General features: G+C 46.8%; 12 protein-coding genes. 5 read left to right on the top strand and 7 right to left on the bottom strand.

Going from position 1 to position 12,745, the window contains the following annotated elements; all coding sequences use genetic code 11:
* Positions 1-16 precede the first annotated feature (16 nt).
* On the bottom strand, positions 17-346 hold the full coding sequence (locus H6G00_RS13575) for a hypothetical protein (RefSeq protein WP_190797138.1): 330 nt from the start codon (positions 344-346) through the stop codon (positions 17-19).
* Between the two features lie 121 nt (positions 347-467).
* Between H6G00_RS13575 and H6G00_RS13570 the strand changes: the two genes are divergently transcribed.
* Complete coding sequence (locus H6G00_RS13570; protein ID WP_190797137.1) at positions 468-605, top strand: hypothetical protein; 138 nt, start codon at positions 468-470, stop codon at positions 603-605.
* Here H6G00_RS13570 and H6G00_RS13565 read toward each other — a convergent pair.
* From H6G00_RS13565 to H6G00_RS13555, 3 genes are all read right to left on the bottom strand, one after another.
* Positions 588-1,460 carry an NAD(P)-dependent oxidoreductase gene (locus H6G00_RS13565; protein ID WP_190797136.1) on the bottom strand — a complete coding sequence of 291 codons (873 nt, stop codon included), beginning with the start codon at positions 1,458-1,460 and terminating at the stop codon, positions 588-590. The genes H6G00_RS13570 and H6G00_RS13565 overlap by 18 nt on opposite strands.
* Before the next feature lie 68 nt (positions 1,461-1,528).
* The gene (locus H6G00_RS13560; RefSeq protein WP_190797135.1) at positions 1,529-2,860 is read right to left on the bottom strand and encodes a cytochrome P450; all 1,332 of its coding nucleotides are present in this window, start codon (positions 2,858-2,860) and stop codon (positions 1,529-1,531) included.
* Between the two features lie 30 nt (positions 2,861-2,890).
* On the bottom strand, positions 2,891-3,742 hold the full coding sequence (locus H6G00_RS13555) for a DMT family transporter (RefSeq protein WP_190797134.1): 852 nt from the start codon (positions 3,740-3,742) through the stop codon (positions 2,891-2,893).
* A 175-nt stretch (positions 3,743-3,917) separates the two neighbouring features.
* Here H6G00_RS13555 and H6G00_RS13550 point away from each other — a divergent pair, with 175 nt between their 5' ends.
* Positions 3,918-4,829, top strand: coding sequence for a LysR family transcriptional regulator (locus H6G00_RS13550; RefSeq protein WP_190679762.1), 912 nt, complete (start codon positions 3,918-3,920; stop codon positions 4,827-4,829).
* 93 nt (positions 4,830-4,922) lie between these two features.
* On the opposite strand, the gene H6G00_RS13545 is transcribed toward H6G00_RS13550, so the two are convergent.
* The 3 genes from H6G00_RS13545 to H6G00_RS13535 all read right to left on the bottom strand — a co-directional run bounded on the left by H6G00_RS13545 (position 4,923) and on the right by H6G00_RS13535 (position 10,248).
* A complete protein-coding gene (locus H6G00_RS13545) occupies positions 4,923-7,046 on the bottom strand; it encodes a GDSL-type esterase/lipase family protein (protein WP_190797133.1) in 2,124 nt (707 codons plus the stop codon).
* 322 nt (positions 7,047-7,368) lie between these two features.
* Positions 7,369-8,247, bottom strand: a complete 879-nt coding sequence (locus H6G00_RS13540) for an NF038130 family PEP-CTERM protein (RefSeq protein WP_190797132.1) — start codon at positions 8,245-8,247, stop codon at positions 7,369-7,371.
* Between the two features lie 468 nt (positions 8,248-8,715).
* Positions 8,716-10,248 carry an FGGY family carbohydrate kinase gene (locus H6G00_RS13535; RefSeq protein ID WP_190797131.1) on the bottom strand — a complete coding sequence of 511 codons (1,533 nt, stop codon included), beginning with the start codon at positions 10,246-10,248 and terminating at the stop codon, positions 8,716-8,718.
* Between the two features lie 50 nt (positions 10,249-10,298).
* Between H6G00_RS13535 and H6G00_RS13530 the strand changes: the two genes are divergently transcribed.
* From H6G00_RS13530 to H6G00_RS13520, 3 genes are all read left to right on the top strand, one after another.
* Positions 10,299-10,625, top strand: a complete 327-nt coding sequence (locus tag H6G00_RS13530) for a hypothetical protein (protein ID WP_190797130.1) — start codon at positions 10,299-10,301, stop codon at positions 10,623-10,625.
* Positions 10,626-11,018: 393 nt separating this feature from the next.
* Positions 11,019-11,858, top strand: a complete 840-nt coding sequence (locus tag H6G00_RS13525; RefSeq protein ID WP_347278179.1) for a Dam family site-specific DNA-(adenine-N6)-methyltransferase — start codon at positions 11,019-11,021, stop codon at positions 11,856-11,858.
* A gap of 217 nt (positions 11,859-12,075) precedes the next feature.
* The gene (locus H6G00_RS13520) at positions 12,076-12,630 is read left to right on the top strand and encodes a hypothetical protein (RefSeq protein ID WP_190797129.1); all 555 of its coding nucleotides are present in this window, start codon (positions 12,076-12,078) and stop codon (positions 12,628-12,630) included.
* Positions 12,631-12,745: the final 115 nt, after the last annotated feature.

Genomic DNA, 12,745 nt, shown 5'->3' with positions numbered 1-12,745 from the left:
ATCAGGGCACGCAGTGCTACGGCATTTGGCAAAGCTGCTGCATCTTAAGCTGCTGAAGATTTTTACGAGCAGTGAGGCTGTATTGGTAGTGACGTTCCTCCAGCCAAGCTCGCACTTCTTGTTCAGAGACTTGATCAAGGGATTGCCCCGTTGCAGGATTGTAGGCATTCCAGACAATTTCCCCTGCTGTGTTGCGAGTCTGCCAAACTTGTGGCTCAGAGGATACTTTGAGGTGCGCCAGCATGGTTCGCCAAAGGCTACTAAGTTTTGCCCCAAACTTGGGTCGTTTCCCGTTGGGTGACTGATGAGAGACTAGTTCTACGTTCTGGTATTCTTGCCAGGTCATAGATGGTTTCATGGACGGTTTCATTCCGTTCCCTCCTTACATCGCTTTCAATACTCCTAATTTACAAAACTGTTACAAAAGCTACAAAAAGCGGCTTTCATCATTTGCATGAGAAGTTTTAATGCAATATTTTGCGGAAAGCTCATTCAAGGAATTGTATGGGCGCGACGATGAAAGCCCAGAAAATCATTGGCTGTTGTTTAACCTATTTATAGGGCAGTGCGATCGCCCCCTTTCCCCCTCACAGTCGTTCTTTTAAAGCCTGTAACTCAGCTTCAACTGATGCCGGGTTAAATCCTAACTTGAATGCCAGTGAGCTATCCATAGAAAGGTCGGCGGGTCTGGGTGCAGCCATTTTCACATCTGCTTGACGGCAAGCGCTAACTTTTGCCATCGAAAGCTCCAAAACCTTTACCATCAAACAGCCGAATTCGTAGCGCGACATCCGTTCTTTGCCGCCTAGGTGAATGTACCCGTGAACCTTTTCTAGCGCCAGCAGAAGTCCATGTGCGGCGGCTGTACCGCTGATCGGGGTACGAAATTCATCAATAAATAGATTTAACTCCTCTCCTGATCTGAGCTTCTCAATAAACGGTTGGATAAAGCTTTGAGCAAAGGGAGCCGCGCCAAACATCAGCGGCATCCGACAAACCGCAGCCTTGGGATAGCGCGCTAACATTCCCACTTCGGCTGCCACTTTTTGCTCACCATAATGATTTACGGGACATACCGGATCAGACTCTCGGTAGGGTGCGTTTCGCCCGTCAAATACCATATCGCTAGAGGTAAACACACAAGGAATTTCTGCATCAGCGCTGAGTCCAGCCAGATTACAAGAAGCACTCACGTTAATTGCATGAGAAATTTCAGGATGAGTTTGACAAAAATTAGGGCTAGACGCAGCCGCAGTATGAATCACTGCGTCAGGTTGAAGCTGTTGAAAAAGCCGTTGAAGTGCCTGAAAGTCAGTTAGATCAACGGGTAGCAAAGTGACACCTGGAATCTCAACAGAACGCCGATGATAAGTGCCATAGACCTGCCAATTAGTCTGAGCAAGCTGGCAGAGATGCCATCCTAAGAAGCCACTTGCGCCAGTGATCAAAAGCTTTTTCATCTGCTGAGCCGACTGTAACAGAACAGGGGATTAGAGGAAATGGCGAACTCCTTTGTGCCCAACTTATCTTAAGGTGTAACAACCATCTGCAAGTTGGCGGGTGGCGCGAGGGTTAATCCCCGGCGGACAGGGCGGACTCGGTGCTGGCGCAATGGAGTCAAATGAAAGCGAGAGGCGATCGCCGCTAACACCAGTTTCATCTCAAACTGTGCAAACGCCATGCCAATACAGCGACGGTTGCTGCCGCCGAAGGGCAAGTATTCAAAGGGGGAAAATTGTCGCTCTAGAAACCGCTCCGGCTTGAACTGCTTGGGTTCTGGATAAACGTCAGGGCGCTGATGCAATAGGTAAATGCAGGGAACTAGCCAAACTCCTGGCTCAAATTCGTATTCTTCCCAAGTTAGTGGAGCTTTGACGATGCGCGGGAAGGCAAACATGGCGATCGGGTAGAGCCGCAGGGTTTCCTGGCAAATTGCATTTAGGTAGGGGAGTTGGGCAATCACCATTGGGTTACGCTCATTTCCCAAAGCGTCTAGCTCTTGCAGCAGGTTATCCAGAACATCCGGTCGAGTAAACACCCAGTACAGTGCCCAACTGAGTGCTGATGCGGTTGTCTCATGTCCTGCAACCAACAGCGTGATCAACTCATCGTGTAACTCTTCGTCACTCATTGGTTGACCTTCTTGATCTCGTGCTGCCAGCAGCAGGGAGAGAATGTCTGTGCGCGATGCGTCAGGCTGGCTGCGCCGCTCTCGAATTTCGGCGTAGAGCAATTCTGCTACCTGCTGTTTGAGCCGGAGAAATTTGCCCCAGGGACTCCGCGCACCCCAGTCTTTTCGTAACACTGGGAAAAACAGCAGACTGGCGCTCACGGGTGAACTGATAGATTCCAGCAACTCAGTCAAAAGCTGTTTGAGCTGTTCAAATCGCTCTCCTTCTACCAGTCCAAATACCGCTCGCAGAATCACCTGTAGCGTGATGGACTGCATCGACATCCGAACGGTAAAAGGCTGACTAGGTTTCCATTGGTCAATGACTTGTTCTGTAATTTCCCAGATCAATTCCCCATAAGCCCGCATTCTTTCTCCATGAAAGGGAGGGGTGAGCAGTTGTCGCTGCCGCTGGTGGCGATCGCCATCTAGCAAAATAAGGGACTGATCTCCCAACAAAAACTTCAGCAGCAGGTTGCCACTGCCAGAGTCAAATAGTCCCGGATTGGAGAATATCTTTTGAATGTACTGAGGATTGCTGCACACCACCATTGGCACATCACTAGGCGCACGCAGGCAAAACATGTCGCCGTACCTTTGAGCGTAAGCTTCTAGGGTTTCTGAAGGATAGAAAATGGAGCGAATCAATCGGATGGATTGAGGTGTTTGCGGACCAGCCGGTAGTTTCATGACACGTTGCGGAATCAGCACGTTTTCAACTTAACGCAACTTGTGCTGGCTTTGACTAAGGAAGGTTGCAAATAGAATAAAGCCTGCACCCAAAAATCCTCTAACCCCTAATGCTTCTCCCAATAACCAAAAGGAAAAAATGGCAGCAAACACAGGCTCAAAGGTGTAAAGTAAAGCCGCTTCATGGGCTGAAATCCAACGCTGAGCTAATGTCTGAGTCCAAATTGGAGTAGCCGTCACTACCAAACCAAGGTAGAGCAATACATAGAAGTGATTCGCAATTTCGCCTATCTGTGTAGTCAACTGTGGCAGTGCCCATGCACCACTCAACAGCGCCATGACCAAAAGTTGAACAGCAACTAGAGGTTGGGTTGGGTGACGTGGTGTAATCCACTCAAGCAGCAGAATGTAAATGGCAATTCCAATAGCACAACCAAAAGTGAGAAAATCGCCTCGGTTTAAGCCGCCACCCTCCCAAGACAAAATGCCGATGCCTGCGATCGCCACTCCAGCCGCCACCAAAATCCGACTGGGCAAGCGTTGTCCCAGCAGAGAAGCAAGGATTGGCACAAAAATTACATTTAAACTCACAACAAAGGCAGAACGATTGGCAGAAATAGTTTCTAGTCCAATCAAGGCAAAGGTACATTCAGCAAAATAGACGAACCCTAACAACACCCCGTCTCGAATTAAACTCATATTCAGCCGACGCAGCCAGGGGAGAAAAGCGATCGCCGCTACCCCAAACCGAACAGCGAGGATTGCTGAGGGAGAGATGCTACCCATCATCTGTTTGAGCAACGGAAAGGACGTTCCCCAAATTAATGTAGTCATCAAAAGTAGAAGAATGCCCTTGTTGTGAAGCGTTTTAGCTGCTGTCATGATGTCGGACTGATAAAGAGTTCCAGTCTGTTTTTATCTGGATGCCTTACTCTATTTCCTTCCGCTAACCGCAGCAAACCACAAATCGAATCTCATCTATCAGTGAATTCGATGGATAAAGATTTTCCCAAACGCCTATCTTTGCGACAATTTAGCCAATGGGTAGGTTAGTTCTATGGGACATGACCGTCAAAATCAGCTCAAGCTGTTTCAACTACAAGTTTTGATTGCGATCGCTGACTGTGGCAGCTTTAGTGAAGCTGCCTTACAGCTACAGATATCGCAGTCGGCAGTCAGCTATGCGATCGCCAGTTTAGAAGAAGATTTGGGTGTAGTCCTGCTATCTCGCGGTCGCTATGGAGCACAACTCACTCCTGTCGGCGAACAAATCGTAGACCGTGCCCGCCAGGTTAAATATTTGTTAGATGACATCTTTAAGCAGGCAAATTTAGCGCGAGGGCTGAGCGGTGGGCATGTACGAATTTCTTCCTTTCGCAGTGCTGCAACCCACATTTTGCCCAATGTGATTGCTGAGTTTTGTCGGTTGTATCCGGCGATCGCCATCAGCATTGCCGACTATGATGACCGTCCTGATGTTGAAGAAGACTTACGCAAAGGACGAGCAGATATTGGCATCACTTACTTTCCTCAGAGTCATGAGTTTAAAGCATGGGAACTCATGAGAGATGAAATTGTTGCCCTGTTTCCTCCCAGCTTTAAGCTAAAAGGAACTCACCTCACCTGGGAAGAATTAACCGCTTACCCCTTAATCATGGCTCCTGATGGAGATAGCTGTGATGCAATGATGTATGCCCATTGTGAGAAGCATGGAGTAAATTTACGCCCGACCTATCAAATCCGATCAGATGCCACCATTATGAATATGGTGGCGAAAGGATTAGGGATTGCCCTCAGTCCAAAGTTAGCGACTGAACCTGTACCAGCAGGAGTGCAAGTTTATGAGTTACCTGTTCCAACCCATCGAATTATTTGTGTATCTGTTCTAGTGGATGCTTTGTTAACTCCCGCTGCCTACGCCTTCCTCGATCTGCTGAAACAGCTTTATTATCCAGTGGGTCACGGATAAGCCTCTTGTTGAGAAATGGATGGAAGCTTAGCCCCCATCCATTCTTGCTCTAACTTAAATGTCAATCTTCATCTAATCAGGTTTTACCCATTCTTAGGCAACAATAGAAAACTGGTTAGCAGTGAGTGTAGGTGAACCCGTCAAAGCAGCAATTTTGATAGCTGCCTGCGAACCGATGCCGTCAACGTCAAAATAAAGCGCTTCGCTGTGGTAGAGGAAGTTAGCACTACTACCAATAGCGCTGCTGCCCTGAACAAAAACTCCTGTGGATGAAGCTGTTCCAGCGCTCAAATCAACACCACTTGCTAAGCCGCGTCCAAACCCAGAGGCAGAAATCTGGAAAAGGTCATCACTACTAAAGTCTGCGATCGTATCGCCACCGTGATTGTGAGACTTGTAGCCAAACGTATCTGCACCACTCCCACCCATCAACAAGTCATCTCCCGCTCCACCCGTCAACAAGTCATCCCCTGCTCCACCCGTAATCTTGTTCGCACTAGTATTGCCAATCAAAACGTCGTTATAGGAAGAGCCAGTCAGATCTTGTACCCCAGCGAGAGAACTGCGCTTGACCAATCCCTGATACCAGGCATCGCCTAGTTTGTTATAGCCACTGGCAGTAGGGTGCAAACCATCGGAATTTATATCACTCAAGCTCAAACTGCCGCCTGCATTAACAAAGCTGACTTTCTTACCTGCGGCTGCTTTGTTTGAGATCAAGCCTGGTAGCTGTGCGTTGAAGTCCTTGGCTCGCTGGGCACGAGTGGTGCCTTTAATTGAGCTATTGATAGGGGCGATCGAAGAAACAACGATTTGAGTATTGGGCGATTGGCTCGAAATCTTATCGATCAGCGTACTAATGTCAGACAACATCACACTCGCTATGTCTGTGCTAGCGTCATTGGTTCCAGCCATCAACAGCAACACATCCGGCTGATAGGTGTTGAGCAAGCCGTTATCTACCAATCCTGTAAGCTGATTGATTGTCCAGCCTGGGCGACCCTCGTGGTTTTTGTCTCCCAAACTGCTAGGTCCATTCGACTGTGAGCCAACAAAATCAATGCTTAAGCCATCATTGGTGAAATCTTCCCAAAGCTCAATTCGATAAGCTCCAGGTACCGCACCAACCGTGTGCTGTCCAGATGTAATGGAGTCGCCCAACGGCATGATTTTAGGATTGGTTGCTGTACCAAAAATGGGAGCCAATCCAAGTTCTTTAGACAGATCAGCGATTACACCATTGCCAGCTTGACTATAATCCCCTGCTGTTGGGCTGGGAGTCGGGGTCGGGCTTGGAGAAGCTACTGGGACAAACTCAATGTAGTCTACTCGTGAAGCTTCCCCACCAGCTAGGTTGCCTTGAATCTGAACGGAGGTCCCCTGGTTTAACGTGATTCCATTAGCAACGGTACGACGAACAAAAGTCTGGCTGCTGGCACGGCTATTGCCTAGTTCCTGATTGAGACTCCAACTATCCACCTGGCTTCCGCCAATGGAAACCGAAAGCTGCGAGACGCCATCATTTTCGTCGTAATATCCAATGATTACGTTATAGGTGCCTGAAATACCCGAGAATGAAGTCGTAGCGGTGCCTGTGGTGCTATCAACTCGGATGAATTTACCACCAGAAGCAAAGCTCCCCGATTCAACACTGTACCCTGAGCGAGTCATGTTTTCTGCTTCGATTCGCAAGGTAGAGGCAGGGGCAGGTGTTGGGCTGGGAGTGGGAGTGGGAGTGGGAGTGGGAGTGGGAGAAGGTGCTGGTGCTGGGGCGGGAGCAGGTGCCGGGGCGGGGGTAGGAGTGGAAGAAATGACCGGAACAAACTCAATATAATCAATTCTAGTGCGCTCTCGTTGCTCAACGTCAGGCGTTCCCTGAATCGAAAAGGAAGTACCTTGGCTGAGGGTAATGCCCGTGGCAACAGTGCGTCTTACGAAGGTCTTGCTGCTAGCACGAGTATCTCCCAGATTTTTATCGAGGTTCCAGCTATCAACTTGGTTGCCGGCCACATTTACCGTTAGTTGACCGACACCATCGCTCTCATCGTAGTAACCAATCACCACATCGTAAGTGCCGGCAGTGCCAGAGAAAATACCACTAGCAGTTCCGATGCTGTCAGTTAGCGCAATCAACCCACTTCCAGAGGCAAAACTACCTGACTCAATGCTGTATCCCAACAAAGACAACTGCTCTGCTTCAATTCGAGTCGAAGCCATGTTAATTTCTCCTGGCTGTACCTACACAAACACGATGCCTAACTGCGGACGTTACTCTGCATAATTCCCTCACGGCATAAGCTAACGAATTTGTAAGCCGACATACCATTTGTAAGCCCGCGATTTTACTTACTCTTCATTGGTTGTTTGCTTATGAAAAGCATTTGTAAAGTTGGCTACAGTTTCCTGGGAACATACGCAAACTTGAGCGCGAAGACAATGTCTCGCACTCAAGTTGCTCAAGTTGCTTATTCTTATCAGCGATAACCTGAATTGATGGGCATTAGGAAGGGCAAAAGCTCCCTAATACTTCACTGAGTATCTAGCTCACGCTTTTCAGCTTTCGCAGAGCTACAAGAGTACCAGCGATAACGACAGATCCTACAACAGAGGACGGTTCTGGTGTGGATGCAGGTGGAGGAGCAACTGCCAAGGTCTTTGTCCAGGTATAACGACCTGTGTAAGACTCACTGCCATCGTTGGTAGAAACTCCTGTTGAAGTTGCATTAAACCCGTAGGCATAGTAAGTGCTATCACCGATCGTTACCTTGGCAATTTCACTGGCTTGAATTGAACCTGGAGTCTGTCTGGCAAATCCTGATAAGATAGAGTCCCAAGTTGAGTTTCCAGTACTGTACTGTCTTGCTAAGATTCTAGGTTTCAAGTCTAAGTGCCCGATTAGATCTAGCTTCAGCTCTCCTGTAACATTGTTTAAAGTGAGTGAACCTACGTTGGGATCACCAGAACTAGGTAAACCCGATGTGGTGATAGAAGACCGTGCCGCTAACTGGAGGGTAGGGGTTAGGGTTGACCAGAGGCTACTCATTTGGCTATTTGAGGCAATGAAATCATTCAACCATTGATTGCCGAATACTGCCCAGTCAGCCACTGTGACGCTCTGCACAGTTACATTATGGTTGCCAAGGGTGCTGCTAAAACCAACATTAGAAGTAGGATTTTCAGTAGAATGCCACAACTCTACATTGGAAGTAGAGTCACTGTCTTGTAAAGCTGCTATAGCTGCACTGACATTATTGACCGAGAAAGTACCGTTCGATCCACCCGTATAGGTTTTGTAGTTAGACGTATTAAAGGTAATGTTTTGTGGGGTGAATACGGCTGCGTGAACTGGGCTGGCGATCGCCCCTACACTCAAGCACGCAACAGTTCCGAATAAAACTCGTGAGAGAGCCTTAACCATGCTGAATGTCTCCAAATTTATCCAAGTTGTGTTGACGGATTTCAGCCGAGATACAGAATTATGGGGCGAATAACGTACTGTCTCACGACTACAATGATGGGCAGAATGAGGGCGCTTTAGCAGTCAGCCAAAAAGTAAACACCGCAGTACATTCAACGGAACAAATTTTGCTGCTGCCTGTTATTTAGTTTAGAAAAGTCAATGACTAGAATGAATAAACTTAAACGCGATTTGGACAAGAATTCAATGAAAAATAGTGGCAATTTTTGTGTGGAAAACTACTTTAGTTAGTTGAAAATACGGGGGCTTTATCCCTTACCTCCGTTAGCGCAAAACCTGCTTGAAGCTAACTAAGCTGGAGGAACCGTAGTTTTCCTAATCTTCATAAAGCAATAGAGCAGTTCCAAGTAATCATAAATAGGACAGTTCCAAATAATCGGAGATTAAACAATCCTCAAGAATCCGTGCTTACTTCACCTGATAGGCAGCTAAACGGGCAGCTTCTTCAACTGTTTTTTGGTAAATATGCTCGTAAATTTCAAATAACTCACGATACGTAGATGCATATTGAGTATTCGGCTGGTGGCGGTAGGTAATGCGAATGAGAGGTTGAACTTGCTCAAGATTTTTTATTGCCCCGACAGCATACATTGCTAGCACTGCAGCACCAAAGCTGCTACCCTCATACACTTCTGGAACAAGCACCTCTGCTTGAAACAAATCAGCCATCATTTGTCGCCAAATTTTTGACCGAGCAAAGCCACCCGATGCTCGAACGACTTGAGCTGAACCTGTCAAGCTCTGCAACACTAGGTAGATACTGTACGCACTGAAGAGTACACCTTCTAAAACCGCTCGAATTAAGTGCGATCGCTGATGGTGTAATCCCAATCCAAAAAATGAGCCTCTCGCTTGGGCATTCCAATAAGGCGATCGCTCACCCGACAAAAATGGCAAAAAGATCAACCCTTCTGCCCCAGCAGAGACGGTAGCCGCCGCCTCGATCATAAGTTCATAGGGATCGCGTCCCAACTGTTTCGCCTGAGCCACTTCCGCTTGGCAAAACTGATCTCGCAGCCATCGCAACACAATTCCCCCATTGTTTGACGGGCCACCAATCACCCAATGGTTTTGGGTAAGTGCGTAGCAGAAGGTACGTTCTTTTGGATCAATCAGCGGTTTGTGAGCAACAGTCCGCACGGCAGCACTTGTACCAATGGTGATTGCCATCTGATCTGGTGTAATTGCCCCAACCCCCAGATTTGCTAGCGCTCCATCATTTGCGCCAACTACTACAGGCGTATTGATTGCCAAACCCATTGCTTCTGCATAACGAGGTTTCAGACCTCGCAGTATATGGGTAGTTGGTACAAGTTGACTTAATTGAGTTCGCTTTAGCCCTGCGATCGCCAGTGCTGCCTCATCCCAATCCAACTTTTCAGGGTTAAATAAGCCTGTTGCAGAGGCAATAGAATAATCCACTACATATTCGTCAAAGAGTTGATGAAGAACGTACTCTTTAAGGGATACGAATTTTGCAGCTTTGCTAAATGTCTCTGGATCTTGTTCCTGCATCCACAGCAACTTTGTCACTAAAGAAGTGGGATGTGTAGGTGCACCCGTGCGCTGGTAGAGTTCGTGTCCTTTACCACTTTCCTTTAAGCGCTTCACTTGGGGCTCACTACGGTTGTCCGCCCAGATGATGCTATGAGTCAGGGGGTAACCTTTAGGGTCTATTGCAATCAGGCTATGGGTTGCAGCACCAAAGCCAACCGCAGCCACTTCTGATGCTGAAATTTGGGCTTGGTCAACCGCATCGCGAACCGCAGTAATGACAGCCGCGAAAATAGCTTCTGGTTCTTGCTCTGCCCAAGATGGATGAGGCGTAAGCAAAGGATAGCCTTGATTACCAATCCCCTTACTCGCACCTGAAGCAGAAAACACAATTGCTTTAGTACTTGTTGTGCCTATATCGACACCAATAAAGTAAGGTGAATTCATGAATTCATCAGGGAGTGAGGGGGCAAAGGAGTGAGGAGGTAAGGGAGGGAATGAGTAGACTTCTACTGACCTCCCGCCCTGAATCCCCAGTCCTTGGGGTGTGCTTTAAAGCTACCTTAAAGGTTGATTCTCCGGGTGCTAAGCGTATACAGAATTTGCTGAAGAAAATTTCGCTAAGAATCACAACTGGAATTTCGGCGATCGCCCCTAAAAAACTACCCATCCTAAGGCAACTCCAATTAGTGATGCAATGGCTACTGACCTCGAAGTTGGTGGGATGTAGCTGTGGGCGATCGCTAATTCTGCTGCTCAAGGTAGTGGAGAGAGCGAGGCTTAGTCAGGTTAAAGAGTATGTCGATAAGCTGATGCTCAATTAATAAAACAGTAGTTATTTACCTCCTAATTTACATAGACATCCTGAAGTCCCGCTTTAAGTTGCCCTTTTAAAGGGGTAGCCTGCAAGTAATTACAAGGGAACGCAAAACTAGATAGAGTGATCGCCAACCTAGATGTGGAGTAATAACTAATTCATCAACACAAGATCAAGCGTTTCGTCGCTGATTTTGCTGAAAATCTCGGTTACTAAGAACAAATTTTAAGCAGTTAGTTCCATAGCATAGGATTGCTTTGAGATCAGTGAGTAAGCTAGATTAATAATGTTTAAAGGAAGCGAATGCCAACCCAATCAGGAAAGGCAAAATCATTGTAAAAATGTCTGACACTTTGCAGATCTTCTTGGGGATTGAGTTTTTTAAATACGAGGAAAACCTGTGACTCAAGCTTTACTGACAAGAAAGGAAGCTCTGAGTCCTCCTTTGAAATGGGCGGGTGGAAAACGATGGCTAGTGCCAACTTTAAGGGAAGTTTGGCGATCGCATTCAAGCTTCAGATTAGTAGAACCCTTTGTAGGAGGAATGGCTGTTGCACTAGGTTTGCAGCCTAGATCAGCCCTTCTCAACGATTTAAACTCGCACCTGATCAACTTTTATCAATGGCTACAAAAAGGGCTAATAATTGACATTCCCTTAAAAAACGATTCCGACTACTACTACCTTTGTCGGCAGAGATTCAATGAACTGACTCGCAACAACCAGGCAGAAAGTTTAGAAGCAGCTAAGCTGTTTTATTTCATGAATCGTACTGGCTACAACGGATTGTGTCGGTTTAATAACAGCAATCAGTTCAATGTTCCTTTTGGTCGGTACAAAACTATTCACTATGTCGAAAATTTTCTATCCTACACTCATGCTCTAAAAGACTTTGAGTTTGTTTCTATGGATTTCACCGAGTCGCTGACTCATTCCAATGATTTTATTTATGCAGATCCGCCCTACGATGTGGAATTTACCAAATACAGCGCAAATGACTTCAAGTGGCAAGACCAGATTCGCCTAGTAGAATGGCTCAACCGTCATAATGGACCGGTTGTTGCCTCGAACCAAGCAACCGATCGCATCATTGAGTTATACAGCGATTTTGGCTTTTCCATTAAGCTGCTAGATGCCCCTCGACGCATTGCTTGCAATGGCGATCGCAAACCTGCCAAGGAAATTCTCGCTTACAAAAACCTATCGACCGTTCTTAGCCACCCCGCTAAGTTTTTGTATTAAAATATACCGTGTATATGCTTAGAGATACAATGTATCATTTTGTCGAAGTCCGTATTAAGCCCATAGCCTAATGCTCTGCCGATAAATACGCTGTTAATAGAGTGTTGATCTTCAACTTGCTATAAGTAACGCGATGCATAAAGAACCTGGATGGGGCTGCTAGCAAGTTTGCAGTTGCACTTACGATTTCATCGCATAGGGCAAAGATGGGGCAAAAATGAGTACTGACCTTGACTTGGAACAGACAGTGGCGATCGCCAAAACACCTTCACAACCCGCTTTTATGAATGCAAAAAGGGGAAAGGGTGCTACTACCTACGATTTCAAAGTGCGAATCAGTTCCGGCTCATTAACTGGCAAAACCTTTGAGGGTTCTTTTAGCTACAATGCCTCTACCCTATCTGGAGAAGGATTTGAAACCATTGGACTTGCTCAGGGGCTAAACGTTTCCTTCAACTTTCTCAACCATAAATACAGTGAAGCAGATGATGTTCGGCTTCCTGACTCACCCGTTTTGCAGTTTAAAGACGGAGAATTATCTGGGCTAAAATATGCCCCATTTGACTTTATCTTTCACCTCAATAGTCAGTCTGATCAGAGCCAAAGTGCTTTTACTTATGACGTGTCTGCGGGCGAGGGTGAAGGTCAAGTCAGTTACGTTCAGCGAGAATCTGCTGCATCTACACAAAGCACCCCTAACCTTACAGGGCTTGCTTTCTCTGGACTAAGTTGGCTATTACGGAAAAAAGCTGTCTCTCCTCAGAAAGCCTAAAACCCTTAATCTGTACAGCGTTACATCCCTAGAAATAAAAAATGCCCCACCTAGCAGGCAGGGCATTTTTTATTCCTTTCCCACTAAAAGATCAGGAATGTATCCCTGATCTTTT

It is taken from the genome of Leptolyngbya sp. FACHB-541, from assembly GCF_014695875.1.
Taxonomy (GTDB): Bacteria; Cyanobacteriota; Cyanobacteriia; order Elainellales; family Elainellaceae; genus JAAUTN01.
The sequence above is the reverse complement of the archived record's forward strand: the minus strand, read 5'-3'. Positions and strand labels throughout refer to the sequence as shown.